Here is a 1,646-nt window from a genome sequence, read left to right on the forward strand (position 1 = left end):
CGAACAGTGCGCGGATGGTGTCTTTGTCGCTGCTGGCGGGGCCGAGGGTGGCTAGGATTTTGGTGTTGCGGAAGCGGCGCATTTTGGTGTTTCCGGTGGGGTTGTTGTTTGAACCTTGGTGGTTCATCTCCCTTTCACCCCCTGCCGGGGGCGACTCACTTTCTTTGTCTTGCCAAAGAAAGTAAGCAAAGAAAGGCGCGCCCGAGATGGCGACCCCTTCCTTGAATTTGTGTAACCGGGCGGAGACGGGGAAAACTCGCTGCGCTCAGACAGTTCCCCGTCTTTGTTCCGCCCGCTTACACAAATTCAAGGCGCCATCTAGGGCAGGAACGTCAACGGCCGAACCGTTGGTGTGCGGGCCCTGGTGGCTCTTGCTTGTTGCTGTTGTTGCTCGCTTTGCTTCGCGTTGTGTTGCTGTTTTCTATTGCCGTTGCGCTTCGATGGTGTGGCCGTTGGAGCCCTAGATGGCGCCTTGAATTTCTGTTGCAGAGAGGAAAAGGAAGGGAAACTGTCTGAGCGAAGCGAGTTTTTCCCTTCCCCTCTCTGCGACATAAATTCAAGGGGAAGTCGCCATCTCGGGCGCGCCTTTCTTTGCTTACTTTCTTTGGCAAGACAAAGAAAGTGAGTCAGCCCCGGCAGGGGATGAAACAAGGGATGCACCAACACCATCCATAGCCACCCCGCGTAAGCAAGACATTAGTTCCCCGCACTATCCGTAGGCGTATTAAACGAATCCCGCAGCAAATAACTCATCGGCACCTCCAGATTCACCCCATTCGGCGGAATCGGCTGCTGAAACCACTTCTTGTAGAGCTTCGGCACCTCGCCATCGACAATCAGCCGCGTCATCGACTGGTCGATCAGCTTCTTGAACTCCGGGTCCTGCTTGCTCAGCATGATCGCGTACGACGACACAAGCTGCGTCTTGCCCGTCAGGCGGTAGTCAGCCGGGTTCTTCGCGGTGGCGCGCATGCCCGAGAGCAGGATGTCGTCACCGGCAAATGCATTGGCGCGGCCATCGGCCAGCATGGCGAAGGCGCTGCGCAGGTCGTTGGCGTCCACCACGTGCATCGTCATGCCCGTCTCGTTGAGCTTGCGTGCGAGGTCGGCATTGGTCGATCCGCGCGCGGCCACCACCGTCTTGCCGTTCAGATCTTCCCATTGCTGGATCGGCGAGCCAGCCTTTACCAGCATGCGGCCCTTGGTGATGTAGTGCGGAATGGTGAAGGCGACCTTCTCACGGCGCTCGCGCGAGTTGTTGGTCGAGCCGCATTCCAGGTCGGCCTTGCCCGAAGCGACCACGTCCATACGCGTGGCGGCGGTCACCGGCACGTATTGCACCTTCAGGTCCGGGCGCTTGAGCGAGGTCTTGATCGTATCGATCAGGCGCGAGCAGATATCGATCGTGTAGCCGACAGGCTTGGTGCCATCGAGGTACGAAAACGGAATCGAGTCTTCCCGATACGCCACGTGCACCGTGCCCGAATCGCGGATGCGATCGAGCGTCGGGGTGGCGGCAACGGCGTTGGACGGGAAGACAGCGGTGGAAACAGCAGCAGGAATGGCAAGCGCGGCCAGCAGCCACGTGCGCGCAGCGAACGGCATCGTCAAAGGTCCTAGGAGAGGTTCGGGCTTCTAGTGGCCAG

1 protein-coding gene and 1 pseudogene are annotated in these 1,646 nt (G+C 59.1%); both read right to left on the minus strand.

Annotated features, from left to right (window positions below; translation table 11 throughout):
• A pseudogene (locus DOD19_RS28255) lies at positions 1-82 on the minus strand (pyruvate kinase); the annotation flags it as partial.
• A gap of 614 nt (positions 83-696) precedes the next feature.
• A complete protein-coding gene (locus DOD19_RS16305) occupies positions 697-1,605 on the minus strand; it encodes an amino acid ABC transporter substrate-binding protein (protein WP_024977113.1) in 909 nt (302 codons plus the stop codon).
• Positions 1,606-1,646: the final 41 nt, after the last annotated feature.

The organism is Ralstonia sp. GX3-BWBA (assembly GCF_003290055.1).
GTDB classification, from domain to species: Bacteria; Pseudomonadota; Gammaproteobacteria; order Burkholderiales; family Burkholderiaceae; genus Ralstonia; species Ralstonia holmesii.